We start from the raw sequence: 25,910 nt of genomic DNA, 5'->3' as shown, positions 1-25,910 counted from the left end.
GCAGCCGCGGTTCACCGGATATGACTCGATAATCAACGATACAAGCAGAACGATGAAAAAGAGCGTAGCGATCACCCTGGGCGTGGTCATAGTGGGAGCGGGAAGCTGGGTCGGGGCCACGTGGTACACCGGCAAGCGCATCGAGGAAAGCTCGCAGCGCCACCTGGCGGAAGCCAACGAAAAGCTGGCCAAGATCACGCCTCTGTTCGGTCTGCGCATCGATCAGCTGAAGTACGAGCGCGGCCTGTTCTCGACGCAGGCGCGTTATGGCGTGTCGCTGGTCAAGGGCGACAAGGTCGCCGAAGACCTGCCCAAGGGCATGATCGAGTTCGACGCATCCATCGAACACGGCCCCTTCCCCAAGAGCGCGCTGGCGCGCGGCGCCATCGCGCCCAAGCTGGCGTTCACGCACGCCGAGCTCGCCAAGACCGAAAACATCAAGGAGCTGTTCGAGCTGACCAAGGGCGTCGCGCCCCTGAGCGCCGACACGATCATCAGTTTCGGCGGCTTCGCCACCTCCACCGCCAATATCGCCCCCGTGCAGATCACGCACGAAGGCAACGCCGTCAATTTCAGCGGCATGGCGATCAACGGCACCTTCGACCGCGCGCTGCAGGCCGTCACGGCGCACGCCCTGATGGAAACGCTGTCGGTGGATGGCGAAAAATCGGACGATCCCATCAAGATGCTGGTGTCCGGCCTGACGATGGACGTCAACAGCCGCATGGGCAAGTTCGGCCTGTCCATTGGCGACTCCAGCGTCAAGCTCAAGCGCATCGACGTCACCCGCCCTGGCGACGACGTCAAGGTCTCGCTGGACAACCTGGGCTACGGCGTCAAGCTGGCCGAAGACGACAAGAACGTCAACGTCGAAGCCACCTACCAGACCGGCAACATCACTCTGAATGACGTGGCCTTGGGCAACGGCCAGGCCGTGATCAAGCTCGCCAAGCTGGACGGCGCCGCCATCAAGCAGCTGTCGGACACCTACAACCAGATCGTGCGCCAGTACATGCTGGGCGCCAGCGACGAAGGCCTGAAGGACGAGCAGTTCGACGCCGTGCTGGAAAACGCCGGCAAGCTGCTCAACGGCAACCCCACGTTCAGCATCGACCCGATCAGCTGGAAGACCGACAAGGGCGAAAGCAAGCTGACCTTCGCCCTGGACCTGACCAATCCGCCCAACGTCAAAGACCTGACGCCCCAGGAGATCATGGTCAAGGCCATCAAGCAGATCGATGCCACCCTGGTCATCTCCAAGCCCATGGTGCGCGACCTGATCGTGCAGTACGCCGTCAAGAAGCAAGGCTTGACCGCCGAAAAGGCCGCCGAGGAAGCCGACGACCAGATGCGCTCGATGTCCGGCATGGCTGAAATGCTCAACGTCGGCAAGAACGACGGCGACAACATCATCGGCAAGTTCCACTACGCCGATGGCATGGGCGACCTGAACGGCCAGAAGATCCCCGCCGACGAACTGTTCTCGGGCCTGCTGGGCGCGACCGGCATGGACGACGACATGGACGGCATGGAAGAGGAAGGCGAACCGGCCGAAGGCACGGAACTTGCCGCGCCCTCCGACACCGCGTCCGTGGCCGGCTACATGCAGGACTTCGACGTGGACACCGTGACGACCATGCTGGACGACATGGTCTACAACCCGCGCAAGCAGGACGGCGACGAAGGTCCCGTCCTGATCCTGGATCCCCGCGACACCGGCGCCAGCGAGCTGCGCGTCGACTTCCTGTGCAACGACTTCACCGAGAAGTGCCATGACCTCGTCGTGACCGCGACCTACAGCAGCAAGAAGCCGGTCTCGCTCAAGGCCATCAACGCCTGGAACCAGGAATACCGCTGGACCCGCGCCTACCTGGACGACAAAAACCGGGCCGTGCTGCAGATGGACATGAACTCGGAAGGCGGCATCGGCAAGGAAAACCTGCAGATCATGCTCAACACGTTCTTCAGCATCGCGGAAGACTTCTCGGTAGCCAGCAAGGCCGCGCCGGCGAAGTAAGCCTCGGCTGACGCAAGACAAAAAAATCCCCCATCTTTCGGATGGGGGATTTTTTTTGCCTAGGGGCCCGGCTCGCGCCGGGCCTCGCGCCCCACGCTCAGGCGTAGGCTTCGATCGGCAAGCAGGCGCAGACCAGGTTGCGGTCGCCGTAGGCGTTGTCCACGCGGGCAACCGGCGGCCAGTACTTGGCGTCGCGCAGCGAAGCCACCGGGTAAGCGGCCTGCTGGCGCGGGTAGTCGTGCAGCCATTCCTCGGCCAGCAGCATCTGCGCGGTGTGCGGCGCGTTCTTCAGGACGTTGTCCTCGGCATCGCGCTCGCCGCGCTCGACCTGGGCGATTTCTTCGCGGATCGAGATCATCGCGTCGATGAAGCGGTCCAGTTCGGCGACGCCTTCCGATTCGGTCGGCTCGACCATCAGCGTGCCGGCAACCGGGAAGCTCATGGTGGGCGCATGGAAGCCGTAGTCCATCAGGCGCTTGGCGATGTCTTCGGCGCTGATGCCGCTGGTTTCCTTGAGCGGACGCACATCGAGGATACACTCGTGCGCCACGCGGCCATTGCGGCCCGCATACAGGACCGGATAGTGGTCGCGCAGGCGGGTCGCGATGTAGTTGGCATTGAGGATGGCGACTTCGGTGGCGCGGCGCAGGCCGTCGGCGCCCATCAGCGAGATGTACACGAACGGAATCGGCAGGATGCCGGCCGAGCCGAACGGCGCGGCCGACACCGGGCCGACCTTGGCGTCGCCGGGCAGCTTGCCCTGCTCGTTCACCACGCCCGGCAGGTACGGCGCCAGGTGCGCGCGCACCGCCACGGGACCCACGCCGGGGCCGCCGCCGCCGTGCGGAATGCAGAAGGTCTTGTGCAGGTTCAGGTGGGACACGTCCGAACCGAACTTGCCCGGCTGGGCCACGCCCACCATCGCGTTCATGTTGGCGCCGTCCAGGTAGACCTGGCCGCCGGCCTGGTGCACCAGATCGCAGATCTCGGTGACGGCTTCCTCGAACACGCCATGGGTCGACGGATACGTGATCATCAAAGCGGCCAGCTTGTCGCCGACCTGTTCGATCTTGGCGCGCAGATCAACCAGATCGACGTTGCCGTTGGCGTCCGACGCCACCACCACCACGTCCATGCCGGCCAGTTGCGCCGAGGCCGGGTTGGTGCCGTGCGCCGACGACGGGATCAGGCAGATGTTGCGCTGATGCTGGCCGTTGGCCTGATGGTAGCCGCGGATCGCCAGAAGGCCCGCGTACTCGCCCTGCGCGCCCGAGTTGGGCTGCAGGCTGATGTTGTCGTAGCCGGTGATCTCGCACAGCGCGGCCGACAGGCGGTCGATCAGTTCGTTGTAGCCCTGGCTTTGCGAAGCCGGCGCGAACGGGTGGATCAGCGCGAACTCGGGCCAGGTGATGGGGATCATCTCGGCGGTCGCGTTGAGCTTCATGGTGCACGAGCCCAGCGGGATCATGGTGCGGTCCAGCGCCAGATCCTTGTCGGCCAGCTTGCGCAGGTAGCGCAGCATGTCGGTTTCCGACTGCACGCTGGAGAACACCGGGTGCGTCAGGATCGCGCTTTCGCGCGCCACGCCGGCGGGGATGCCACTGGCGGCGGCCGCGTCCAGGGCGTCGATGTCGAGCTCAACGTCGTCACGTTCCAGGCCGGCGGCGAAGACATTGACCAGCGCCCGCAGGTCGGCCACGGTCACGGTCTCGTCCAGCGACACCGCCAGGCGGGCGCCGTCGACGCGGCGCAGGTTGATGTGCGCACAATCGGCGGCGGTCAGGATGGCCGGCGTGGCTGCGCCGGTTTCCAGCAGCAGCGTATCGAAGAAGGTGTCGTTGACGACCTTCACGCCCAGCTTGACCAGCTCGGCGCGCAGGATGGCGGTGCTGCGCTGCACGCGCTCGGCGATGCGGCGGATGCCGGCCGGACCGTGCCACACGGCGTACATGCCGGCCATCACGGCCAGCAGCACTTGTGCGGTGCAGATGTTGGAGGTGGCTTTTTCGCGGCGGATGTGCTGTTCGCGCGTCTGCAGCGCCAGGCGCATGGCCGGGTTGCCCTGCGCGTCCTTGGACACGCCGACCAGGCGGCCAGCCATGTTGCGCTTGAAGGCGTCCTTGCAGGCCATGAAGCCGGCATGCGGGCCGCCGAAGCCGAACGGCACGCCGAAACGCTGGGCCGAACCGATGGCGATATCCGCGCCCCATTCGCCGGGCGCGGCCAGCAAGGCCAGCGCCAGCAGGTCGGTGGCGACGGCCACGATGGCGCCTTGCGCATGCGCGGCTTCAGCCAGCTTGCGGTAGTCGGCGACGGAGCCGGTGCTGTGCGGGTATTGCAGCAGCACGCCGAAGCACTCCGGCAGGCCTTCGGCCTCGTCGCCGATGGTGATTTCAATGTCCAGGCCTTCGGCGCGCGTGCGCACGACTTCGATGGTCTGGGGATGCACGTGGCGCGAAATGAAGAACACCGGGCTCTTCGACTTGGCGCTGCGGCGTGCCAGCGTCATCGCTTCGGCGGCGGCGGTGCTTTCGTCCAGCAGCGAGGCGTTGGAGATGTCCAGCCCGGTCAGGTCGGCGACCATGGTCTGGTAGTTCAGGAGGGCTTCGAGGCGACCCTGCGAGATCTCGGGCTGGTAAGGCGTGTAGGCCGTGTACCAGGCGGGATTCTCAAGAATGTTGCGCAACACCACGTTGGGCGTCTGCGTGCCGTAATACCCCTGGCCGATGTAGCTGCGGTAGACCTTGTTGCGGCCGGCGATCTGCTTCAGTTCGGCCAGCACGTCGGTTTCGCTGCGCGAGGCGGGCAGCGCCAGCGGGGCCTGGCTGCGGATCTTGGGCGGCACGACTTCTTCGATCAGGGCGTCCAGGCTGGCGCTGCCGATGACGGCAAGCATGGCGGCCTGGTCGGCGTCGGAAGGGCCGATGTGGCGGGGAATGAAGTCGGTGTGGGTGTCTAGGGCGCGCGACATGGAGAGGTCTCGGGATAGCGGGTGTCGTCGGAGGACGGACGGTATTGCATCTTGCGGACCGGGCGCGTGGCTGACGCCTGCGCGCCCGGTCCGGCCAGGCGGCTTAGCCGTTGGCGACGGCTTCGTAGCCGGCGGCGTCGAGCAGCTTGTCGGCGTCGGCGGCGTTGACCGGCTTGATCTTGAAGATCCAGGCGGTGAAGGCCGATTCGTTGATCAGGTTGGGATTGTTTTCCAGCTCTTCGTTGAACGCGACGATTTCGCCGGCCACGGGAGCGTAGATGTCCGAAGCGGCCTTGACCGATTCGACCACGCCAGCGGTTTCACCGGCGTTCAGCTTGGCGCCGACCTTCACGTCGCCAACGAAGACCAGGTCGCCCAATTGATCCTGGGCGGTATCGGTGATGCCGACGACGAACACGTCGCCTTCGGCTTTGACCCATTCATGGGACTCGGTGTACTTGCGATCGGTGGGCAGACTCATGGGAACTCCTGAGGGAATGCGGGTAGATGAATGGTGTTGCGCGCCTCGCGCGGGCGGCCGTCGCCCCAGGGGCCGGCGGCTCGCGCGAAGCTTCGAGTTTACGAGTGTTCGACCGCTTTGCCGTTACGCACGAACGGCAATTTGCAAGCCAGGGCGGGCACCCATTTGCCGCGGATGTCGACCTCGACCGTGTCGCCCGGCTTGACGCCTTGCGGCAGGCGGGCAAAGCCGATCGACACGCCCAGCGTCGGCGACATGGTGCCGCTGGTGAGCTCGCCCGTGCCTTCCTTGGTGCGCACGGCCATATGCGCGCGCATCACGCCGCGCTCTTGCAGCTTCAGGCCGATGAAGGTGGCGGGCGTGGCGAATTGTTCCAGCGCGTCGCGGCCGATGAAGCGGCGCTCGGCGTTCTTCAGGGACACGGTCCAGGTCAGGCCGGCCTGGTCGGGCTGGGTCAGCTCGTCCATGTCCTGGCCGTAGAGATTCATGCCGGCTTCCAGGCGCAGCGTGTCGCGCGCGCCCAGGCCGCAGGGACGCACGCCCTGGGCGACCAGGTCGCGCCACAGTTGCACCACGTCGGCGGCGGGCAGCACGATTTCAAAACCGTCCTCGCCGGTGTAGCCGGTACGGGCCACCAAGGTGTCGTCACCCACGCGGGCGGCCACGAAGGGCGTCAGCGGCTCGCTGGCGGCCTGCCAGGCCGGGCGCGCGGCCCAGACCTTGGCGCGGGCGTTCGGGCCTTGCACGGCCACCATGGCCAGGTCGCGGCGCGGGTTGATGGCGACGTCGAACTGGCCGGCCTGCTTGACGCGCTGCATCCAGGCGACGTCCTTGTCGGCCGTGCCGGCATTGACCACGACGCGCCATTCGTCGGCGGCGAAGAAATAGATGATCAGGTCGTCGATCACGCCGCCTTGCGGGTTCAGCATGCAGCTGTACAGCGCCTTGCCGGGCACGGTCAGCTTGGACACGTCGTTGGCGACCAGACGCTGCAGGAAGGCGAACGCGTCCGGACCGGCCACGTCGACGTTCAGCATGTGCGACACGTCGAACATGCCGGCGTCCTGCCGCACCGCGTGGTGCTCTTCCAGTTGTGAACCGTAGGCCAGCGGCATGTCCCAGCCGCCGAAGTCGACCATGCGGGCGCCAGAGGCGATGTGTTCTTCAGCCAGCGGGGTGCGTTTGAGTGTTGCGGACATGCGCGGAAACTCCGGGGCGGCAGTGTTGCCAGGGTTACGGAATGCCAGTGGTGCCAAGCGGGGTGCGCTTGTACAACGGCTGAATCTTCCGCCCCTCTGTCCTTTTGCCTGAGAGTTGCCCCGCATGGCGGGTTTGCACCTTCGGCGCCTGGGCTGCTCGCTATGTCCCTAGTTCAGGGGCGGCGCCAGGTCTCTCCAGAGTACTGTTTTGCCGCGTCCGCGCGGTAAAAAAACCGGGACAGGGCAAGCATGGGCGGTATGGGTTACCTGAGCGATTCCGGGCGAATTGCGCCTTCGGCGGCGGCCGGACGTACAGGCCGCTCTCTCCCGCAACATGCGTGACAGCGGCGCAAGCATACAACGAAAGCCGCAGCCAGGGAATGCCTGCGGCGGCCTCAGCCCAGCGCCGTGTCCAACAACATCATCAGCACGAAACCCAGCATCAGCCCGCAGGTCGCGTAGACCTCATGCCCCTTGCGGTGAGATTCCGGGATGATCTCGTGGCTGATCACGAACAGCATGGCGCCCGCGGCAAAACCCAGGCCCCAGGGCAGCAGCGGCTCGGACCAGCCCACCACGGCGGCGCCCAGGACCGCGCCCAGCGGCTCGACCAGGCCGGACAGCATGCCCAGCGCCACGGCAAACGCGCGCTGGTAGCCCGCCGCCAGCAGCGCCACCGCCACCACCAGCCCTTCGGGAATGTCCTGGATAGCAATGCCGGTGGCCAGCGCGGTGCCGCGCATGGCGTCGTTGCCCGCATAGCCCACGCCAATGGCCAGGCCCTCCGGCAGGTTATGCAGGGTGATGGCGAAAACGAACAGCCAGGTACGGCGCAGGCGGTGCGCCTCGATGCCTTCCCGGCCCTTGATGAAATGCTCGTGCGGCAGGGTACGGTCCATGAGCAGCAGCACCGCCGCGCCCAGCAACACGGCAGCGCCCACCGTCAAGCCGGCGCCCCAGGGGCCATAACCCAGGTCACGACCCGCCGCGATGCCCGGCGCCACCAGCGAAAAGGCGCTGGCGGCCAGCATCACGCCGGCGCCGAAGCCGAACATGCTGTCCTGCATTTTCTGGGGGATGGTCCGGGCGAACAGGATGGGCAAGGTGCCCAGGGCGGTAGCGCCAGCTGCGACCAGTCCGCCCAGAAGGGCATCGCCCACGTGCGGCGCACGCACGTCCAGATAGACCCACAGCTGGTGCAGGCCCAGGCAGGCCACCAATACGGCCAGGGTCCACACGCTGATGCTGGTGGCCGCCGGCCGCACGCGATGACGGCTGAAGGTATTCATGTGCCGCTGCCCTCCTTGCGAGAGATGCGCTCAGCGCTGGGCCGCCGCGTAGCGGCGCGCCACTTCAGGCCAGTTCACGACATTGTAAAAGGCGCCGATGTACTCGGGCCTGCGGTTCTGGTACTTCAGGTAGTAGGCGTGCTCCCACACGTCCAGCCCCAGAATGGGCGAGTTTCCGTGCATCAGGGGGCTGTCCTGGTTGGCGCTGCTTTCCACAACCAGCTTGCCGGCCGGTGTGACCGAAAGCCAGGCCCAACCGCTGCCAAAGCGGGTCAGCGCGGCCTTGGTGAACGCATCGCGGAAGGCGGCCTGCCCGCCCAGTTCGGAGTCAATGGCCGACGCCAACGCGCCATCCGGCTCGCCTCCGCCCTCGGGCGACATGACCGACCAGAACAGGCTGTGGTTCGCGTGGCCGCCGCCATGGTTGCGCACGGCGCCGCGTATGGCTTCGGGCAACTGCTCCAGCCGCGCCACCAGGGACTCGACCGGCTCGTTGGTGACGATGCCCGCGCCTTCCAGCGCGGCGTTCAGGCTGTTGACGTAGGTCTGATGGTGCTTGCTGTAGTGGATCTCCATCGTCATCGCGTCGATGTGGGGTTCCAGGGCGTCGTAGGCATACGGCAGGGGCGGGAGGGTATAGGCCATGCATGTCTCCGTGAGATCCGCCCCGATTCAGGGCTTGGATCTATATCGAAAACATAAATGATAAGTATTTTTATTTGATATAACAATGGCAGGTTTCCAATACCTGCCATAGCGCCGGCCTATCGGCGCCCTGTCCCGCCTGGGGAAGCTAGAGCGCCTTGCCGCAGGCCACGCCCGAGGCCCAGGCCCACTGGAAGTTGTAGCCGCCCAGCCAGCCCGTGACGTCCACGGCTTCGCCGATGAAATAAAGACCGGCGACGGTCTTGGCCTGCATGGACTTCTGGTCCAGGCCGCGCGTGTCCACGCCGCCGCGCATGACTTCGGCCTTCTTGTAGCCAGCGGTGCCGCTGGGCACCAGGCTCCACTGATGGATGTCCTGCGCCAGCGCGCGCAGGGTCTTGTCCGGCGCGTCGGCCAGGCGCAGCGCCGCCAGGCCCGGCTTGCCGCCCTGCTCCGCCAGGTGCAGCCAGCGGTCGGCCAGGCGCTTGGGCCAGAGGCCCGCCAGCACGGTATGCAGCTGCTGCCGGTTGCCCGACTTCGACGCCAACAGTTCTTCCGCCAGATCGCGGCCAGGCGCCAGATCGATCACGATGGGTTCGCCAGGCTTCCAGTAGCTGGATATCTGCAGAATGGCGGGGCCGGACAGGCCACGATGGGTGAACAGCAGGTCTTCGAGGAACTCGCCGCGCGCCTTGCCCTGCCCCGTGTGCAGATTGACCTCCAGCGCCACGCCGGACAATTCGGACAGGGACCGCCATTGCTCGGCATCGAAGGTCAGCGGCACCAGGGCGGGCCGCGGTTCCACGACCTTCAGGCCGAACTGCCGCGCGATCTTCAGGCCGAAGTCAGTGGCGCCCAGTTGGGGAATGGCCATGCCGCCGGTGGCGATCACCAGTTTCGCGGCGCGGATCGGGCCTTGGCTGGTGCGCAGCTCGTAGCCCTGCTCGCCATGGCCGATCTCGGCCACCGAGCATCCCATGCGCCACTGCACCCTGCCCGCGTCGCACTCGGCGCGCAGCATTTCGATGATGGATTCGCTGGAATCGTCGCAGAACAGCTGGCCGCGATGCTTCTCGTGCCAGGCGATGTGGTGACGCTTCATCAGCGCCAGGAAATCCTGCGGCGTGTAACCCGCCAAGGCCGAACGGCAGAAGTGCGGGTTGTCGGAGAGGAAGTTGGCGGGGCCGGCGCCGATATTGGTGAAGTTGCAGCGGCCGCCGCCGGAAATGCGGATCTTCTCCGCCAGGCGCTCGGCGTGGTCGACCAGCACCACGCGCAAGCCGCGCTGGCCGGCGACCGCGGCACACATCATGCCCGCGGCGCCGGCGCCGAGTACTGCTACATCGAACATCAGTCTTCGATCAGGCAGTCGACGTAGTAGCGCTTTTCGCCGTCCGGACCCACTTCGTCGGCCAGGCCGTGGATGTAGGTTTCGAAGCCCGGGAAGCGCTGGTTGAACTCGCGCGCGAACTGCAGGTACTGGACGATGGTGCGGTTGAAGCGTTCGCCCGGGATCAGCAGGGGGATGCCCGGAGGATACGGCGTCAGCAGCACGCCGGTGACGCGGCCTTCGAGCTTGTCGATGTCGACGCGCTCGACCTCGCGGTGCGCCATGCGGGCGAAGGCGTCCGACGGCTTGAGGGCCGGCACCATGTCGCTCAGGTACATCTCGGTGGTCAGGCGCGCCACGTCGCGGGCGCGGTAGGCTTCGTGGATCTCCTGGCACAGGTCGCGCAGGCCCATGCGCTCGTAGCGGCGATGGTCGCGGCAGAATTCCGGCAGGATGCGCCACAGCGGCTGATTACGGTCGTAGTCGTCCTTGAATTGCTGCAAGGCGGTCAGCAGCGTGTTCCAGCGGCCCTTGGTGATGCCGATGGTGAACAGGATGAAGAACGAATACAGGCCGGTCTTCTCGACCACCACGCCATGCTCGGTCAGGTACTTGGAGACCAGCGCGGCGGGAATGCCGGTTTCGCCGAAGCTGCCCGACATGTCCAGGCCCGGGGTGATGATCGTGGCCTTGATCGGGTCCAGCATGTTGAAGCCTTCGGCCATTTCGCCGAAGCCATGCCAATGGTCGTTGGACTCCAGGATCCATTCGTCGCGGTTGCCGATGCCTTCGGAAACCAGGCGGTTCGGGCCCCAGACCTTGAACCACCAGTCGTTCTTGCCGAACTCGGACTCCACCTTGCGCATGGCGCGGCGGAAGTCCAGGGCTTCGCGGATGCTCTCCTCGACCAGCGCGGTGCCTCCCGGCGGTTCCATCATGGCGGCGGCCACGTCGCAGGACGCGATGATCGCGTACTGGGGCGAGGTGGACGTGTGCATCAGATAGGCTTCGTTGAAGACGTTGCGGTCCAGCTTGCGGGTCTCGGACTCCTGCACGATGATCTGCGAGGCCTGCGAGATGCCGGCCAGCAGCTTGTGCGTGGAGTGGGTGGCGAACACCATCGCGTCCTGGCTGCGCGGGCGGTCCTGGCCGATGGCGTGCATGTCCTGGTAGTACTCGTGGAACGAGGCGTGCGGCAGCCAGGCTTCGTCGAAGTGCAGCGTGTCGACATAGCTGCCCAACTGCTTCTTGATCATTTCGACGTTGTAGATGACGCCGTCGTAGGTGCTCTGCGTCAGCGTCAGGATGCGCGGATTCTTGTTCACCGCTTCGCGCGCGAAGGGGTTGGCCTCGATCTTCTTGCGGATATTGTCCGGGTGGAACTCTTCCAGCGGGATCGGGCCGATGATGCCCAGGTGGTTGCGCGTGGGACGCAGGAACACCGGGATCGCGCCCGTCATCGTAATGGCGTGCAGGATCGACTTGTGGCAGTTGCGGTCCACCACCACCACGTCGCCCGCGGCCACGTTGGCATGCCACACCACCTTGTTGGAGGTGGAGGTGCCGTTGGTCACGAAGAAGCAGTGGTCGGCGTGGAAGATGCGCGCGGCGTTCAGTTCGGATTCGGCCACGGGGCCGGTGTGGTCCAGCAACTGGCCCAGTTCGTCCACGGCGTTGCAGACGTCGGCGCGCAGCATGTTCTCGCCGAAGAACTGGTGGAACATCTGGCCCACCGGGCTCTTCAGGAACGCCACGCCGCCGGAGTGACCGGGGCAGTGCCAGGAGTACGAGCCGTCCTGCGCGTACTTGACCAGTTCGCGGAAAAACGGCGGCGGCAGGCTGTCGACGTAGCTGCGGGCCTCGCGGATGATGTGGCGCGCCACGAATTCGGGGGTGTCCTCGAACATGTGGATGAAGCCGTGCAGTTCGCGCAGGATGTCGTTGGGGATGTGCTCGGAAGTGCGCGTCTCGCCGTACAGGTAGATGGGGATGTCGGCGTTACGGAAACGCAGCTCGCCGATGAAGGCGCGCAGGTTCTTGATGGCGCTGGCCACGTCCTCGGGCGAATCCACGTCGAACTCTTCGTCGTCGATCGACAGAATGAAGGCGCTGGCGCGGCTCTGCTGCTGGGCGAACGAACTCAGGTCGCCGTAACTGGTCACCCCGATCACCTCGACGCCCTCGGCCTCGATCGCCGCGGACAAGGCGCGGATACCCAGACCGGACGCGTTCTCGGAACGGTAGTCTTCGTCGATGATGAAAATGGGGAAGCGGAATTTCATGCAGGCGCTCCTGGGGGCAAGGCGGGTTCGGACGCGTAACGCGGCGCGAGTGTACTTCTAGTAAAAATCCGCCTGATGACAGACGGCGCGAGCACCCGCCAGGGCGGCGGGAATGGCCGAATTGTAGGGCTGTTTTTCTTACAGTCCTAAGGGAAATCCCGGAATGGCCCGGACGGCCGTTGTCATCGCGCCAAAAGCGGACGTTTTCAGCACAGAGAGCCGGGCCGCGCCGGGGAGCAAACCGGGCGCCCGAAGCGCCGGGACGCTAGCGGATGGTGCGGGCTTCGCCCGCTTGCAAGGCCATCAGGAACTGTTCGAAATAGGGCGGGATGGCCTCGGCGGAGCCGTAGCGGATGCGCCTTTCGACCTTGGCGATGGCGCCGAAGCAGACCTCGGCTTCGGGTTCGCCGCAGACCAGCACCACCGGGTCCTCGTCGTCGCACACTTCATAGAGACCGCCATACGCGCGGCGTCCCACCTCGTAGAGGTAGGCGGCGGCGCCGACGGTCTGCATGGGAGTAAGAGGCAAGGTCCCGAGATGGGCGGCCTCCAGCGCCTCGTCCAGCGCATGGACGCTGGACGGCGTGTAATCCAGCACGGCGCCGGCCGAGCCGGCTGCCTGGACGAAGTCCTGCGCAGCACCCGCCACGCGCGCCACGAACTCTTCCTGGACTTCGTCGCGCTTGGCGTCCTGGTTTGTCTTGAGGAAACCGAACATCATTGGCTCCTTTGTGAAAACCGCAAGCGGCGTTAGGACCATTATAGGCAGCGTGTCCCCCTATACTGCCCAATCCACCGCCGAACGTTCCCTATTCCCAACACTTGCCGACCATGTCCCCGATCTCCGTCCGACGCCTTGTTCCCGCCGACGCCGCGCCGCTGCGTCAATTGCGCCTGGACGCCCTGGTGGAAACCCCTGAATCGTTCGGATCGAGTTACGAAGAGGAACACACGCTGACATTGGAGGATATCCGCGGCTGGATCCAGCCTTCGGACGACAGTGCAATGTTTGGCGTGTTCTGCGGCAAGACCCTGGCCGGCATGGTCGGCGTGGGCCGCCAGCGCAAACTGAAGATGCGCCACAAGGCGCACATCTGGAGCATGTACGTGGCGCCGGCGCAGCGCGGCCAGGGCCTGGCGCGGCAACTGATGCAGGCGGCGATCGCCCATGCAGCAGGCATGCGCGGCATCCGCCAGGTGCAGCTGAGCGTGACCGCCAACAATCAGGCCGCCACCGCGCTGTACCTGAGCCTGGGCTTTGCCGAATACGGACGCGAGCGAGAAGCGCTGTGCGTGAACGGTGAACTCTACGACGAAGCGCTGATGGCGCTGCCGCTGGCCGGCAAGTAGCGGCGCCGCCTCAGCCCGCGCCAGCCCGGCGCCGCGTGCCGTAGGCCCGCACCAGATTGCGGCCTTCGTCCTTGGCCTTGTAGAGCGCCTGATCCGCCGCCTTGATCACCGCTTCGGGCGCGCGCAGGGCGTCGCTGCGTTCGGCTACGCCTATGCTGACCGTCACCCGCAGCGGCCGCGCATTGCGCACATCGCGCCCGCCACGGCGGCGCAGGCCGATCTGGTCGGCCTTGGGGCGCACCGGCTTGTCGCGCAGCCGCATCTGGTAGGCCTCGATGGAGCGCCTGACGCTTTCCAGGTGCGGCATGCTTTCCGCCGCGGTCTTGCCCGGGAACACCAGCGTGAATTCCTCGCCGCCGTAGCGGTAGGCCCGGCCGCCGCCCGGCACGCGCCGCAACTGGGCCGCCACCATGCGCAGAACCTGGTCGCCCACGTCATGGCCGTGGGTGTCGTTGAAAGCCTTGAAGTTGTCGACGTCGGCCATCGCCAGCGTATAGACGCGGCCCATGCGCTGCAGCCGTTCGTTCAGCGCGCGCCGGCCCGGCAAGCCGGTGAGCTCGTCGCGGAACGCCATGTGGAAACCTTCATGGGCCAGCGAGATGCAAAGGGCCGTCAGCGCGGCGGTGGACATCAGCGCCAGTTCGACGGGATGTTCCGCCCCGCGCGGCAAGGCCCACGCCATGCACACGAAGCCCAGCCACTGCCCCGCCTGTTGCGGACGCCCATAGCGCAATAGCAGCAGGGTCAGCGTCAGGCCCGTGGCCAGCAGCGCAATCAACCCTTCGATCGGCACGCTCAGGTGCGCCAACCTGCCTTGCACGGACAGCATGCCGAACAGATCGGACACGCCGTCCTTGCCGGCCAGCGCGATCGCGGCCGCGCCAGCGGCGATCAGGCCGATGCGAGCGGCCAGGTCCAGCAGCATGCTGGAGCGTTCGGACCACAGGGCGTTGATGGTGTAGGCCAGCGACCACCACGCCAGCGCCGGTCCGACGGCCCAGGGTGCTTCCGTGGCCAGCGCCGGCCAAGCCGCCGTGGCGGCCAGCACGCTGAGCATCAGCACCATGGTCTGCGCGCGCTGGTACATCAGGCACACGGCCACGCCGATCAACGCCATCACCCAAGGCACGAACGGCACGATCTGCGTCAAGGCCGGCGGCCATTCGCGCCACAGCAGCAGCCCCACCGCAGCGGCCACCGGCAGCGCAGGATAGAACAACAAAGGCAGCCAGGGGATATGGGGGTAACGCACGGGTCGGGGCTTTTTTACGCTTGCGGAGATGACGTCGCCAAATCGGCAAACACATGTACTGTCATTTACGGACGCGGCGGCGATGTTCTTTAGCGGATTTGCAAGTAACACCGGGCGCCGCGGCCATGATATGTTTTTCGCCTTCACTCAGCAGACGGATCCCCAATGCGCATCCTGGTCAACATCGACGTGCCCGATCTCGAACACGCCATCGACTTCTATCACCGCGCTTTCGGCCTGACACTGCGACGCCGGCTGGGACCGAAAGCGGCCGAGATGCTGGGGGCCGAGGCGCCCATCTATCTGCTGGAAAAGGCTGCGGGCACGCCAGCCGCCGGCGCCATGCGCCAGCCGCGCGACTACGCGCGGCACTGGACGCCAGTGCATCTGGACGTGGTGGTGGAGGACGCGGACCGCGCGGTCGCACAGGCGGTGGCCGCCGGCGCGCGCCTGGAAGATCCAGCCGTCTCGCATGCCTGGGGCCGCATCGCCCACCTGAGCGATCCCTACGGACACGGCATCTGCATCCTGCAGTTCCTGGGCCGGGGCTACGACGAGTTCGCCACGCCGCCGCTGCAATACTCGCCGGTCTCGGAAGCCGATTTCGAAGACCTGCTGGCGCTGCGCATCGAAGCCATGCGTGAAAGCCTGGAGCGCCTGGGGCGCTTCGACCCTGCGCGCGCGCGCTCGCGGCTGCGCAGCACGTTCCGGCCGGAACATACCTGGTCCATCGAGCAGGACGGCCAACGCATCGGGTTTTACGCGCTGCGCCCGGAGGGCGACGGCTTGCGCCTGGATCATCTGTACATCCGCCCCGCCGCCCAGGGTTCGGGGCTGGGCGGACAGGTCATGCGCAAGATCCTGCTGGAGGCCGACCGCCTGGGGCTGGCGGTAAGCCTGGGCGCGCTGCGCGGCAGCGACTCGAACCGCTTCTACCGCCGGCACGGGTTCGTGCAGACGGGCGAAAGCGAGTGGGATATCGACTACCTGCGCCCGGTGTCCGGGCGCGCAGGCTGAGGCCTCAGGTGCGCGGCAGGGTCACGCCGCGCTGACCCTGGTACTTGCCGCCGCGGTCGCGGTAAGAGGTCTCGCAGACTTCGTCGCTTTCCAGGAACAGCATCTGCGCGCAGCCTTCGCCGGCGTAGATCTTGGCCGGCAGCGGCGTGGTATTCGAGAATTCCAGCGTCACGTGCCCTTCCCATTCGGGTTCCAGCGGCGTGACGTTGACGATGATGCCGCAACGCGCATAGGTGCTCTTGCCCAGGCAGACAGTCAGGACGCTGCGCGGGATGCGGAAATACTCGACCGTGCGGGCCAGCGCGAAGGAGTTGGGCGGAATGATGCAGACGTCGCCCTTGAAATCCACGAACGAGCCTTCGTCGAAATTCTTGGGGTCGACGATGGTGGAATTGATGTTGGTGAAGATCTTGAATTCGTCCGCGCAGCGCACGTCGTAGCCGTAGCTGCTGGTGCCGTAGCTGACGATGCGCCCGCCATTGGCCGTGCGGACCTGCCCTGCTTCGAAGGGTTCGATCATGCCGGCTTCGGCCTGGCGGCGGATCCAGCGGTCGCTTTTGATGCTCATGGTGGGAATGGTGCTAGGGAATGGAGTGGACGCCATTTTATCCCGAGTGCGGATGCGCCACCGGCGAGGGGCCGGGCGGGACCGTGCGTGCCGCCCGATTCCGCCTCAGTTCCCCCAGAAGGTCCGGTAGACAAGCGCGATGCCGTTGACCGCCCCGCCCTTCAGGTCCACCGACAGGCCGCGCGCCAGCCGGTAGCTGGCCCGGCCCACGGTGTCGGTGCCGGAAAGCGCCTGCTCCACGCTCAGCGTGATGCCGTTGGCGAAGGTCTTGCTGGCCACCAGGAATTGCGTGGCCAGCTGGCTGTCGCTGTCCCGGTTGACGTCGCCGGCCACCGTGCGGTCCGGCAGGATGCTGCCGGAGCTGCCGATGTTGCCCGTCTTGATGCTGACGTCGTCCAACCCGAACTGCTTGTAGAACGGCTGCCCGCCGCCCAGCAGCGCGGTACCCACCGACATCAGCAGCGCCGCGTCGCCGCCGCTTTCGTCAGGACCTCGGCCCAGCAGCAGCCAGGACAGCTTTTCCACGTCGCTGACGTCCGGGTACGACACCAGATCGATGCGCGGCCGTTGCGCCGTGCCGACCACCTTGACGCCCGCCTCGACCTGTTCGCCCGTGCGCAGCGCCTCGATATCCAGCAAGGGGTTGTCCAGACGGCCCTGGAAGGTCAGCGTGCCGCGGCTCAGGCGCAGCTTCTGGCCGTAGGCCTCGATGCCGCCGCCGCGGGTGCGCAGCGCGCCCACGCCGGTCAGGCGCCCATCATTCAGCATGATCTGGATGGAGCCCAGCAGGCCGGCGTCCAGCCCCATGCCGGTGATGTAGAAGCGCGGCCCCATGTCGAACTTCAGGTTCATGCTGGTCTGCAGCGGCGTGGAGACCGTGCCGGGGTCGTCGCCCGGGCGGCGCACCTTGACGTCGTCGTCCAGCGACGGCACGCCCTGCAGGATTTCCAGGCTGAACCAGCCCGCGTCCGCCTTCAGGTCGCCCACGATGTCGATGCGCGGCATGGCCGCCTTCACGTCGATGACTCCGGAAACCATGGCGTAGCGGTCCGAGCGCTGCAGCGCCGGGAAGCGGTACAGGGTCAGCCGGATATCGCCGCCGCCGTCGATGAAATTCCATTGTCCCTTGGCCTCGGCGTAGCCGCCCTTGGCCTCGGGATTGGTGGTGATCCACTCCTTGGTGCGCCATTCGGCCGGCATCACCCGCAGGGAAGCCGGGAAGCGCAGGCTTTCCAGCACCACCCGGTCGCCCTCCAGGCGCGCGGACAAAGTGCCGTCGATCAGCCGCACGCCGTCGTCGATGCGCACCACGCGCAGCTTGTCGCCGCGGATGTTGCCGCTGGCCGACCATTTGCCCGCCAGGGTGCCCTGGGCTTCCAGATTGGCCTTGACCGTGCCGCCGACTTCCATCGAGTCGCCCACGAACAGGCCGACCCAGGCCAGGTCGGCGATGTCGGCGTCCAGCTTGGCGCGCAGCGGCTGGCGCGGGTCCAGCGCCATGCCGCCCTTGGCGTCCACCACCAGCACGGCGGTGCCGGTGCCGTTGATGAGGCCCATCTTATCGGTGGCCAGGTTGACCTTGGCGTCCAGGCGGCTGGCATTGGCGGAGGTCGGCGTGGCGGTCAGGTCCAACACCAGCGCCTTCAGGCCAAGCGGAATGGGAGGATCGCCCGGTATCAGCAGATCGCCCTCGCGGCGCGCGATGCGCGCGCGGCCGCCCAGCCGGCCATCGAACTTCAGGTCCCACAACACGTCCAGCGCGATGCGGCGCTGGCCCTCGGGCACCATCGCGTTCACGCGGCCGGGCCGCTTGCCCAGCTTGGCCGCAGCCTCGGGATCGACGGCGCCTATCACCTGGCGCGCCATGGCGGCCGTGATCACCAGGTTGTCGGCCTGCCCGGCCGTTTCCCAACGCTTGCCGCCGCCCCGCGACCCCTGGTGCGCCAGGACCACGCGTTCCTTGCCGGGCAGGGTCAGGCTCAGCGCCGTCTGCCCCACCTGCCACTGCCATTGCGGTTCCACGGCGGACGGCACGAAAGCCAGCGTGACCGGCCGGTCCACGGCCACTGCGAAGCCGGCGGTCTCGGCCGTCAGCCGCGAAAACGTGCCGCGCCATCCCGGCAGAGCGGCATCCGGCGTGCCCGCAGGACCCTTGCCCCAGGCGCCGGTAAAAACGATGTTGGCCTTGGCGGGCGCCTCGCCCAGTACGCCCGCGCGCGGCTTGGGCGGCGTGTAGCCGGCCGCAAGCTCGCCGCGATGCGCAGCCGGCGTGCCCGTCAGCTTGCCCTTCAATTCCGCGCCGCCGGGAATGCCCGGCCAGAACGCGTCGAGCTGGGGCGCCTGGGCGTCCAGCGACAGCGCGCCGTCCTTGGCGTCCAGCTCTCCCTTGGCCTGGACTCGGTTGCGGCCCAGCTTCAGGTCCACGTCCAGGCCGTGGATGCGCAGCCCGGCCAGAGGATCGGCCTCGGGCGCGGCGGCGGGTCCCCCGCTATCGGTCGCCGCCGCGATATCCACCTGGGCCTTGAGCGCGCCGGTCAGGGGCTGCTTGTTCCAGCGCGTGCCCTCTTCGAAGCGCAGATCGACCGCGGCATGCCGCAGCTGGCTCAGGTTCTCGATGTCGGCTTGCACGTCGCCGCGCACGGTCAGCACCGCAGGCGGAATATCCTTGCCCAGCCAGGGCGACAGGTCCAGGCGCTGGGCGCTTATCGTGCCCGCGATGCGGTCGCGGCCCGAGCCTTGCGTGGTATCGGATTGCAGGTCGAGCTGCGCGGTCAGGGTCGATTTGTCTGGCAATTGCGCCTGCGCCCGGGCGCTGCGCAGCACCAGCGCCGTGCGCGGGGCCAGGTCGGTGGTCAAGTCCAGCAGCAGGCCGGAGCCCTCGCCGTCCACCTTGGCCTGGATACCATCCAGGGAACCGGCGGCATCGGCGCGCAGCACCACCTGGCAAGCGGGCCGGGGCGGCTCGGAAGGCGCGGCCTTGGGATCCGCCTTGGCCCCGGCTTTGGATTCGTCCTTCGATTCGGCCTTGGGGTCGGTCTTGGCGCCTGGCTTGGGTTCCGGCTTCCTGGCAGCGCCCGCCTGACGCTCATACACGCCGCTCAGCTTGTCGGCTTCGCACAGCGGAGAATCGGGGCCGGTCCCGCGCGCGGTCACGTCCAGGCGAGCGGCGAACGGCCACGGATCGGCCATGCTTTGCAGCTCGGCCTGCCCGGAGATGTCCGCTTGCGCAGCCTCGTGTCCCACCCTCAGGCTGGCGATGCGTAGCTGCGCGCCCTGCTTGCCCGCGGCAAACGTGGCGTCCAGATTGCCCAGGGTCACGGGCAAGGGCGCGCCGTCCTGTTCCAGCTGGAAGTCGCCCAGCGCCAGCCGGTCCACGGCGATGTCCACCGGCAGTTCGGGCAACGAGAACGGCTCGCCGTTGTCCTCCGCCGGCGTCGTCTCGGACGACGCGGCCAGGCCGATGTACACCGAACCCGCCGAGACATCGCGCACGTGCAGCAGGCGGTCGCCCAGGGCGCGCCAGTTCACGTCCAGGTGCAGGTCCGTGATGTCGACGCGGGTGCCGCCCGCGTCCAGGTCCAGCTTGCCCACCGACACGCCACGCAGCAGCGAACCGCTCACGTCCAGCGCCTGGCCGTTCAGTTGCTGGGCGGCCGTGGTCAGGAGCAGCCGCGTGCCGTTCTGCGAGCCGACCAGCCAAAACAGGAATCCGCCGGCCAGCACAGCCAGCATGGCCAGGCCAGGCAACCACCACACCAGCACATGGCGCAGGAATTTGCGCAGGCCCTTCAAAACGCGATCCCCAAGGAAAAGTGCAGACGCAGGTCGCGGTCGCGCTGGCCGTAGGCCACATCCAGGAACAAGGGCCCGGCCGGCGTGCGCACGCGGGCGCCTACGCCGTAGCCCACCGCCATCGACATGTCGCCGAACGATTCCGCGGCGTCGCCCGCGTCCACGAACACGCCCATGCCCCAGCGCTCATTGAAATAGTGGTCGTACTCGATGCTGCCGACCAGCAGCGTGGGCGCGCCCACCACGGCGTCATCCTGCTGCACGCCTATGCTCTGGTACTTGTAGCCGCGGATCGAACGCGCGCCGCCGGTGCGGAAACCGAAATCGTCCGGCACCCGCACCTTGCTGTTGGACCACACCCGGCCGACTTCGCCACGCACGGTCAGCACGTCCAGCTTGCCGATGGGCCACCATTTCTGGGCCCGCAGCCGGGCGCGGGTATAGGGTTCGCCGGAGTCCAGCGTCACGCCCACGCCGCCGCCCACCGCGATCAGATTGCCTTCACGCGGGTCGTACTTGTTGTCCACATCGCGGCGCAGCCATTCGGCCGTGGCGGTCAGGGTCGGCAGCTTGTATTGGTCGCCGCCGTCGATCTTCACGTGATCCTCCGCCAGCAGCAGGCCCCAGCGGGTTTCGTATTCGACCCGGCTGTTGCCCGCGCCCTTGCGCTCCTGCAGGCGCGTCGCGCCCAACGCGTAGCGCGTCACATCCAGCCCCTGGATGTCGGAGTGGTCGTACAGCACACCGAACGAATCCTTGTAGCCGCGCTGATTCGGCGGCAACAGGAAGTCCGCGTAGACGCGCTGCTGCAACCGGTCCACGCTGAAGCCCGTCTCCATGGTGAGCGGCTGGCCAAAGACCACGTTCTGCCGGTACAGCGATTCCACGCGCAGGCCGGCCTCGTCGTCCACGCCTATCGAGCCGGTGAACCGCTTGGGCGGCGCTTCCACCACCCGCACCTGGACCGGCAGGGTCACTTCGCCGTTCGAGTCGTAGGCGGGCGCTGGCGGTGGCATGCCGCCGGACACGGAAGGATCTCCTGCCGGCGTGGAGGCGGCCAGATCGGTCGAGCCCGGCGCGCGTGCGCGGTCGGCGTTGGGTCCAGGCGTCGGCTGCGCCTGGCCCGGCTGCTCCAGCGATACGAACGCGCCGCGGAAGAACGCGGTCGATTGCAGGTCCTGCTGCCAGGTGTCCAGCTTGTCCTGGTCATAGGCAGCGCCCGGCGAGTAGCGCACATAGCGCTCCACCAGCTTCTCGGGCACCCGCTTCAGGCCTTCGGTGGTGAGTTCGCCCATGCGGACCTGGGGACCGCTGTCTATCGTGACGCGCAGGGCGGCCGACGCCGTATCGGCCTCGATTTCCGCCTGCGACGCGGTCATGCGCGCCAGCATGAAGTCGCGCGATGACACCGCGTCCAGCAGGCTCGACTTGGCTTTGTTCCAGTCGCTGTTGATGAAGGGCTGGCCCGTCTTCAACTGCCAGTCGTCGCGCAGCTTCTGCACCCGGGCAGCGAACTCGGGCCGGGTAATGCGGCCGGTGAAATTCAGGTCCACGGATGCGACGGTGGTGCGCTTGCCCGAGACGATGCTGATGTCCCAGGTTTCTCCGCCGATATCGGTGCCGGCCTCGAGCTTCACGGTGGGCGAGAAATAGCCCTGGGTGGCCAGGGCCGCCAGCGTCGCGTCGCGCGCGCGGCGGCGCAGGCGGTTGATTTCACCGCCGTCCTGGTCCTCCGCCAGCCGCGCGATCGCATCGACGGCTTCGGTAATCGCCTGCAGGGCGGCCGGCGGCACGCCGCCGGGGTCCACAATGATTTCCGGGCGCTTGGCCAATGCCTCGCCCGTCATCACCACAAGTCCTGCCAAGAAGGCGCGGGCTGCCCACCGCATGCGTCAGGTCGGTTGCTGCACGACGATGGACGGGAATTTCCCAGCCATGTCGCGGGGAAGCGCCGCCACGCCAGCCGCCAGCTTGCGGGCAATGCCGCGGTACAGCGCCGCGGCTTCGCTGCCCGGATCCGACACCACGGTCGGCGAGCCAGCATCGGTCTGCTCGCGGATCGCCAGGGTCAGCGGCAGGCTGCCCAGCCAGGGCGTTTGGTATTGCTCGGCCATGCGCTGGCCGCCGCCCTCGCCGAAGATATGCTCGGCATGGCCGCATTGCGAGCAGATGTGGATGGCCATGTTCTCGACCACGCCCAGGATCGGCACCTCAACCTTCTGGAACATGCGCAAGCCCTTGCGCGCGTCCAGCAGCGCCACGTCCTGCGGCGTGGTGACAATGACGGCGCCCACTACCGGCACCTTCTGCGCCAGGGTCAGCGCCACGTCGCCCGTGCCGGGAGGCATGTCGACGATCAGGTAATCGAGGTCGCGCCAATTGGTCTGGCGCAGCAGTTGCTCCAGCGCCTGCGTCACCATCGGGCCGCGCCAGATGGCGGGCGAGTCGGCGTCGATCAGGAAGCCGATGGAGTTGGCCTGCAGGCCGTGGCCAGTGAGCGGCTCCATGCTCTTGTTGTCCAGGCTTTCGGGACGGCCCGAGATACCCAGCATGGTCGGCACGCTGGGGCCGTAGATGTCGGCGTCCAGCACACCCACCTTGGCGCCTTCCGCCGCCAGGGCCAGGGCCAGGTTCACGGCCGTGGTGCTCTTGCCCACGCCGCCCTTGCCAGATGCCACTGCAATAATGTTGCGCACATTGGGCAAGGGCTTCAGGCCTTTCTGCACCGCATGGGCGGCGACCTTCCAGCTCACTTCAACCTGGGCATCGGCCACGCCGGCCGCGGCCAGCGCCGCCACGGCGATGTCGCGGACCTGGGCGCGCGCGGCGTCGGCGGGATACCCCAGCTCCAGCGCCAGCGAAACCCGTCCGCCTTCCAGCTTGATGTCACGATCTTTTACAGAAACGCCCAAATCCATACCGGTATTCGGGTCCTGCGCGGCGCGCAGCGCGGCGCGAATTTGTTCTATCGTTATACTCATGTCACTATGGTTCCGTAGGCAGCGCGGCTTCTGCGGCCCGCCATCCCCTAAAGGATAGCGGATACCCGGGAACCTTTCCCTGCGTTTTGCATCCGATCTTCATGACCAACACACTTATCCGCTTCTTTCGTGCCGTCCTATTCGCCGCCCTGGCCTTGATCGGCATGGCGATGGCGCTGGTGTTCATGCTTTCCACGGCGATCGCCGTGGCGATCCTGTACGTGGTCGCCAAGGTGCGCGGCAAACCTTTCGGCGTGCGCGCCTATTGGAGCCAGCGCCAAGGCGCCCGCCCGGGACCGTTCCAGTCCGCCACCGCCCCCTTCGCCACGCAGCCGCGCGGCGACGTGATCGACGTCGAAGCCCGCGAAATCCGCTGACGGCGGCTTTCCCGCATGCTTGCGCCGCGCGCGGCGCAAGCGGGCCATGGGTTTGTGCGTCCGCACGGCGGAATTGCCGGACGGCCGGCTCCCCTGTATCGGCGCCCATTCCCGCATTCTTTCGCAACCCGCCTGATTCGCCTGCCGCGAAGGGCGGGTTGAGCCATTGATGGGCCGCTGTCCGGCAAGTCTGCGCGGTTGCCCTAAAATGGCCGGCCTACCCCTTTTTTCCCTCAACCTCCAAAGACAACCATGTCTCGCACCCTTTTTGTCACCACAGCGCTGCCCTACGCCAACGGATCTTTCCACATCGGCCACATCATGGAGTACATCCAGGCCGATATCTGGGTTCGTTCGATGCGAATGGCAGGCCACACGGTGCACTTCGTGGGTGCGGACGACGCGCACGGCGCGCCGATCATGCTGAAGGCGGAAAAGGAAGGCATCACACCGCAGGCCCTGGTGGCGCGCTACGCCGCCGAGCGCCCGCAGTACCTGAACGGCTTCCACATCCGCTTCGACCACTGGCACTCGACCGATTCGGCCGAGAACGTCGCGCTGTCGCAGGACATCTACCGCGCGCTCAAGGCCCAGGACCTGATCGAAACCCGCTCCATCGAGCAGTTCTACGATCCGGTCAAGGGCATGTTCCTGGCCGACCGCTACATCAAGGGCGAATGCCCCAAGTGCCACGCCAAGGACCAGTACGGTGATTCCTGCGAGGTCTGCGGCGCGGTCTACGCGCCCACCGAGCTGATCAACCCGTACTCGGCCCTGACCGGCGCCACGCCGGTGCTGAAGTCCTCGGACCACTTCTTCTTCAAGCTGTCCGATCCGCGCTGCGTGGAATTCCTGCAGCAATGGACCACCGGCTCCAACGCCGCCGGCGGCAAGCACCTGCAGCCTGAGATGCTGGCCAAGACGCGCGAATGGCTGGGCTCGGACGATGGCGAGGCCAAGCTGGGCGACTGGGACATTTCCCGCGACGCGCCCTACTTCGGCATCGAGATCCCGGATGCGCCGGGCAAGTACTTCTACGTCTGGCTGGATGCGCCCGTGGGCTACCTGGCCTCGCTGAAGTCGTATTGCGCGGTCAAGGGCATGGACTTCGACGCGCTGCTCGATCCTGCCGGCCCCACCGAACAGGTCCACTTCATCGGCAAGGACATCGTGTATTTCCACGCGCTGTTCTGGCCCGCGATGCTGAAGTTCGCCGGGCGCAAGACGCCTGACGCCGTGAACGTACACGGCTTCATCACTGTCAGCGGCGAAAAGATGTCCAAAAGCCGCGGCACCGGCATTTCGCCGCTGCGCTACCTGGAACTCGGCATGAACGCCGAATGGATGCGCTACTACATCGCCGCCAAGCTGAACGCCCGGGTCGAAGACATGGACTTCAACCCCGAGGACTTCATCGCCCGCGTCAACAGCGACCTGATCGGCAAGTACGTCAACATCGCCAGCCGCGCCGCCAGCTTCATCACCAAGCATTTCGATGGAGTCCTCGGCTATTCGGGCGACACCTCGGCGCTGGCCGCGGAGTACGCCGAACAGGCGGAGTCCATCCGCGCCGCGTTCGAGGCGCGCGAGTACAACCGCGCCATCCGCGAAATCATGGCCTACGCCGATCGCATCAACCAGGCGTTCGACACGGCCCAGCCCTGGGTGCTGGCCAAGGGCATCGCCACCGCCGATGACGCGCAGAAGGCCGCCCTGCAGGACATCTGCTCGCGCTCGCTGGCGGGCTTCAAGGCGCTGTCCGTGATGCTGGCCCCGGTCTTGCCCGAACTGGCCGAACGCGTGGCCCTGGAATTGTTCGGCGCGCAGGCGCCCTTCACCTGGGCCGATGCCGCCGTGCTGCCGCAGCGCGTGGCGCCCTTCAAGCACCTGATGCAGCGCGTCGAACCGCAGATGCTGGAAGACCTGTTCGAGCCGCCCGCCGCCCCCGTGGTGGTGCCTGGCGGCGAGCCCATCGCCGAGACCATCTCCATCGACGACTTCGCGCGCGTCGACCTGCGCATCGCGCAGATCGTCAATTGCGAACACGTGGAAGGCTCGACCAAGCTGCTGCGCCTGACGCTGGACGCGGGCGAAGGCCGCCACCGCAACGTGTTCTCGGGCATCAAGTCCGCCTACAAGCCGGAAGACCTGATCGGCAAGCTGACCGTCCTGGTGGCCAATCTGGCCCCGCGCAAGATGAAGTTCGGCGTATCCGAAGGCATGGTGCTGGCCGCCAGCCATGCGGATGAGTCCGTGGACGCCGGCATCTACGTGCTGGAACCGTTCCCCGGCGCCAAGCCCGGCATGCGCGTGCGCTGATCCCGCGCCCCGCTGAATGCAAAAAGCCCGCCAGTTCAAA

Annotated in this window: 18 protein-coding genes and 2 riboswitches; of the genes, 5 read left to right on the top strand and 13 right to left on the bottom strand. The window is 66.8% G+C overall.

The genetic code is table 11. The features are described from left to right. Positions 1-52 precede the first annotated feature (52 nt). Positions 53-2,017, top strand: coding sequence for a DUF945 family protein (locus N5C88_RS16485; RefSeq protein ID WP_059371312.1), 1,965 nt, complete (start codon positions 53-55; stop codon positions 2,015-2,017). A 97-nt stretch (positions 2,018-2,114) separates the two neighbouring features. Here the strand turns inward: N5C88_RS16485 and gcvP are convergent, their stop codons facing one another. The 8 genes from gcvP to N5C88_RS16445 form a co-directional block, all read right to left on the bottom strand. Further along, positions 2,115-4,988 (bottom strand): aminomethyl-transferring glycine dehydrogenase, encoded by a 2,874-nt coding sequence (gene gcvP / locus N5C88_RS16480; RefSeq protein ID WP_280015794.1) that lies wholly within the window; start codon positions 4,986-4,988, stop codon positions 2,115-2,117. Positions 4,989-5,091: 103 nt separating this feature from the next. Next, on the bottom strand, positions 5,092-5,469 hold the full coding sequence (gcvH, locus tag N5C88_RS16475; RefSeq protein WP_042795177.1) for a glycine cleavage system protein GcvH: 378 nt from the start codon (positions 5,467-5,469) through the stop codon (positions 5,092-5,094). Positions 5,470-5,567: 98 nt separating this feature from the next. Continuing rightward, the gene (gene gcvT / locus N5C88_RS16470; protein ID WP_118931389.1) at positions 5,568-6,668 is read right to left on the bottom strand and encodes a glycine cleavage system aminomethyltransferase GcvT; all 1,101 of its coding nucleotides are present in this window, start codon (positions 6,666-6,668) and stop codon (positions 5,568-5,570) included. Between the two features lie 86 nt (positions 6,669-6,754). After that, a riboswitch (glycine riboswitch) is annotated at positions 6,755-6,877 on the bottom strand. Between the two features lie 35 nt (positions 6,878-6,912). Continuing rightward, positions 6,913-7,008: riboswitch (glycine riboswitch) on the bottom strand. A gap of 55 nt (positions 7,009-7,063) precedes the next feature. Continuing rightward, a complete protein-coding gene (locus tag N5C88_RS16465; protein ID WP_059371309.1) occupies positions 7,064-7,957 on the bottom strand; it encodes a ZIP family metal transporter in 894 nt (297 codons plus the stop codon). Between the two features lie 30 nt (positions 7,958-7,987). After that, positions 7,988-8,602 (bottom strand): superoxide dismutase, encoded by a 615-nt coding sequence (locus tag N5C88_RS16460; protein ID WP_118931390.1) that lies wholly within the window; start codon positions 8,600-8,602, stop codon positions 7,988-7,990. Between the two features lie 148 nt (positions 8,603-8,750). Beyond that, positions 8,751-9,953 carry an NAD(P)/FAD-dependent oxidoreductase gene (locus tag N5C88_RS16455; RefSeq protein WP_059371307.1) on the bottom strand — a complete coding sequence of 401 codons (1,203 nt, stop codon included), beginning with the start codon at positions 9,951-9,953 and terminating at the stop codon, positions 8,751-8,753. After that, positions 9,953-12,214: an arginine/lysine/ornithine decarboxylase gene (locus N5C88_RS16450; protein ID WP_054451997.1), complete on the bottom strand. Its 2,262-nt coding sequence runs from the start codon at positions 12,212-12,214 to the stop codon at positions 9,953-9,955. Before N5C88_RS16450 ends, N5C88_RS16455 begins: the two co-directional genes overlap by 1 nt. Positions 12,215-12,479: 265 nt before the next feature. Beyond that, on the bottom strand, positions 12,480-12,932 hold the full coding sequence (locus tag N5C88_RS16445; protein WP_059371486.1) for a hypothetical protein: 453 nt from the start codon (positions 12,930-12,932) through the stop codon (positions 12,480-12,482). A gap of 113 nt (positions 12,933-13,045) precedes the next feature. Here N5C88_RS16445 and N5C88_RS16440 point away from each other — a divergent pair, with 113 nt between their 5' ends. Then, a complete protein-coding gene (locus tag N5C88_RS16440) occupies positions 13,046-13,564 on the top strand; it encodes a GNAT family N-acetyltransferase (protein WP_280015793.1) in 519 nt (172 codons plus the stop codon). Positions 13,565-13,574: 10 nt separating this feature from the next. Here N5C88_RS16440 and N5C88_RS16435 read toward each other — a convergent pair whose 3' ends face one another. Next, positions 13,575-14,816, bottom strand: coding sequence for a GGDEF domain-containing protein (locus tag N5C88_RS16435; protein WP_059371305.1), 1,242 nt, complete (start codon positions 14,814-14,816; stop codon positions 13,575-13,577). 165 nt (positions 14,817-14,981) lie between these two features. On the opposite strand from N5C88_RS16435, the gene N5C88_RS16430 reads away from it, so the two are divergent. Next, entirely contained in the window at positions 14,982-15,833 is an 852-nt protein-coding gene (locus N5C88_RS16430) for a GNAT family N-acetyltransferase (RefSeq protein ID WP_118931391.1), read from the top strand. Positions 15,834-15,837: 4 nt separating this feature from the next. On the opposite strand, the gene dcd is transcribed toward N5C88_RS16430, so the two are convergent. The 4 genes from dcd to apbC form a co-directional block, all read right to left on the bottom strand. Continuing rightward, complete coding sequence (gene dcd, locus N5C88_RS16425; protein ID WP_041654363.1) at positions 15,838-16,401, bottom strand: dCTP deaminase; 564 nt, start codon at positions 16,399-16,401, stop codon at positions 15,838-15,840. Positions 16,402-16,506: 105 nt separating this feature from the next. Continuing rightward, positions 16,507-20,133 (bottom strand): translocation/assembly module TamB domain-containing protein, encoded by a 3,627-nt coding sequence (locus N5C88_RS16420; RefSeq protein WP_280015816.1) that lies wholly within the window; start codon positions 20,131-20,133, stop codon positions 16,507-16,509. A 56-nt stretch (positions 20,134-20,189) separates the two neighbouring features. Continuing rightward, a complete protein-coding gene (locus N5C88_RS16415; protein WP_118931393.1) occupies positions 20,190-22,082 on the bottom strand; it encodes a BamA/TamA family outer membrane protein in 1,893 nt (630 codons plus the stop codon). A 3-nt stretch (positions 22,083-22,085) separates the two neighbouring features. Then, positions 22,086-23,174: an iron-sulfur cluster carrier protein ApbC gene (gene apbC / locus N5C88_RS16410; protein ID WP_059371302.1), complete on the bottom strand. Its 1,089-nt coding sequence runs from the start codon at positions 23,172-23,174 to the stop codon at positions 22,086-22,088. A gap of 101 nt (positions 23,175-23,275) precedes the next feature. On the opposite strand from apbC, the gene N5C88_RS16405 reads away from it, so the two are divergent. Both N5C88_RS16405 and metG read left to right on the top strand, forming a co-directional pair. Continuing rightward, a complete protein-coding gene (locus N5C88_RS16405; protein WP_006226181.1) occupies positions 23,276-23,551 on the top strand; it encodes a hypothetical protein in 276 nt (91 codons plus the stop codon). A 252-nt stretch (positions 23,552-23,803) separates the two neighbouring features. Then, a complete protein-coding gene (metG, locus tag N5C88_RS16400; RefSeq protein WP_059371301.1) occupies positions 23,804-25,870 on the top strand; it encodes a methionine--tRNA ligase in 2,067 nt (688 codons plus the stop codon). The last annotated feature ends 40 nt before the right edge of the window (positions 25,871-25,910 follow it).

This window comes from Achromobacter sp. GD03932, from assembly GCF_029839485.1.
GTDB lineage: Bacteria > Pseudomonadota > Gammaproteobacteria > Burkholderiales > Burkholderiaceae_B > Achromobacter > Achromobacter bronchisepticus_A.
The sequence above is the reverse complement of the archived record's forward strand: the minus strand, read 5'-3'. Positions and strand labels throughout refer to the sequence as shown.

What these genes read in the sequence shown, in the direction of transcription:
- N5C88_RS16415 (WP_118931393.1), bottom strand. Translation starts at nt 22,082, where the DNA reads ATGCGGTGGGCAGCCCGCGCCTTCTTGGCAGGACTTGTGGTGATGACG.
- gcvT (WP_118931389.1), bottom strand. Translation starts at nt 6,668, where the DNA reads ATGTCCGCAACACTCAAACGCACCCCGCTGGCTGAAGAACACATCGCC.
- N5C88_RS16445 (WP_059371486.1), bottom strand. Translation starts at nt 12,932, where the DNA reads ATGTTCGGTTTCCTCAAGACAAACCAGGACGCCAAGCGCGACGAAGTC.
- N5C88_RS16465 (WP_059371309.1), bottom strand. Translation starts at nt 7,957, where the DNA reads ATGAATACCTTCAGCCGTCATCGCGTGCGGCCGGCGGCCACCAGCATC.
- apbC (WP_059371302.1), bottom strand. Translation starts at nt 23,174, where the DNA reads ATGAGTATAACGATAGAACAAATTCGCGCCGCGCTGCGCGCCGCGCAG.
- N5C88_RS16420 (WP_280015816.1), bottom strand. Translation starts at nt 20,133, where the DNA reads ATGCTGGCTGTGCTGGCCGGCGGATTCCTGTTTTGGCTGGTCGGCTCG.
- N5C88_RS16460 (WP_118931390.1), bottom strand. Translation starts at nt 8,602, where the DNA reads ATGGCCTATACCCTCCCGCCCCTGCCGTATGCCTACGACGCCCTGGAA.
- N5C88_RS16485 (WP_059371312.1), top strand. Translation starts at nt 53, where the DNA reads ATGAAAAAGAGCGTAGCGATCACCCTGGGCGTGGTCATAGTGGGAGCG.
- dcd (WP_041654363.1), bottom strand. Translation starts at nt 16,401, where the DNA reads ATGAGCATCAAAAGCGACCGCTGGATCCGCCGCCAGGCCGAAGCCGGC.
- N5C88_RS16455 (WP_059371307.1), bottom strand. Translation starts at nt 9,953, where the DNA reads ATGTTCGATGTAGCAGTACTCGGCGCCGGCGCCGCGGGCATGATGTGT.
- N5C88_RS16430 (WP_118931391.1), top strand. Translation starts at nt 14,982, where the DNA reads ATGCGCATCCTGGTCAACATCGACGTGCCCGATCTCGAACACGCCATC.
- gcvP (WP_280015794.1), bottom strand. Translation starts at nt 4,988, where the DNA reads ATGTCGCGCGCCCTAGACACCCACACCGACTTCATTCCCCGCCACATC.
- N5C88_RS16450 (WP_054451997.1), bottom strand. Translation starts at nt 12,214, where the DNA reads ATGAAATTCCGCTTCCCCATTTTCATCATCGACGAAGACTACCGTTCC.
- metG (WP_059371301.1), top strand. Translation starts at nt 23,804, where the DNA reads ATGTCTCGCACCCTTTTTGTCACCACAGCGCTGCCCTACGCCAACGGA.
- gcvH (WP_042795177.1), bottom strand. Translation starts at nt 5,469, where the DNA reads ATGAGTCTGCCCACCGATCGCAAGTACACCGAGTCCCATGAATGGGTC.
- N5C88_RS16405 (WP_006226181.1), top strand. Translation starts at nt 23,276, where the DNA reads ATGACCAACACACTTATCCGCTTCTTTCGTGCCGTCCTATTCGCCGCC.
- N5C88_RS16440 (WP_280015793.1), top strand. Translation starts at nt 13,046, where the DNA reads ATGTCCCCGATCTCCGTCCGACGCCTTGTTCCCGCCGACGCCGCGCCG.